Here is a 739-nt window from a genome sequence, read left to right on the forward strand (position 1 = left end):
GGTAACGCTTCAGAGCGCGTATGAAGCGCTTTGGCACCTCTTGGGGCAGTAAAAGCTGGGCTTTTACGCCGCCATCGCCTTCAACAAGCCTTCGGTGCCGATGATTTTCATCACCCGCTTCAAGTTATAGGCGAGCACATTCAAGCTCATTTCTGCACTCACCCCGTTCAGTTTTCGAGTCAGGAAGTGCATTGCCCCCATCCATTGTTTGAGCGTCCCGAAGGGATGCTCAACAGTCCGCTTTCGAACCCGCATCATCTCCGGTGCTTGGTTCAGCCGGCGTTGCATTTCCTCCAGCACAGCTTCATGTTCCCAGCGCCGTACTCGACGATTTGTGCTTGGCGTGCACTGGGTTTTCAGCGTGCAGCTCTGGCACTTTGAACTCCAGTAGCAGTGCATATTCATGCCTTTCTCAACGCTGGAGAATCGCCAGATCAGTGCCTCTCCCGCCGGACAGGTGTATTCGTTTTTCGTCGGGTCATACACGAAGGCATCTTTGTTGAATCGGCCATCAGCCTTGGCGCTTGAAGTCATTGGCTTAGGCACGTAGGCCATGATGTTTGCGTCGTGACAGGCAAGGATTTCTTCACCCTTGAAGTAGCCTCGGTCAGCCACCACGGACAGCGTTTCTTCGCCGATGGCTTCACGAGCCTGCTTCGCCATTGAACTGAGTTGGTCACGGTCGGAACCGCTGTTGGTGACCTCGTGAGCAACTATTAAATGGTGCTGCGTATCGACA

1 protein-coding gene is annotated in these 739 nt (G+C 54.0%); it reads right to left on the reverse strand.

All coding sequences use genetic code 11. The annotated features are described in order from the left end of the window. Positions 1 to 63: 63 nt before the first annotated feature. Positions 64 to 739 (reverse strand): transposase (locus NA637_RS25225; RefSeq protein ID WP_256075392.1); only part of this gene is annotated, 676 nt, incomplete at its 5' end.

This window comes from Stutzerimonas stutzeri (genome assembly GCF_024448935.1).
In the GTDB taxonomy this organism is placed as follows: domain Bacteria; phylum Pseudomonadota; class Gammaproteobacteria; order Pseudomonadales; family Pseudomonadaceae; genus Stutzerimonas; species Stutzerimonas stutzeri_AO.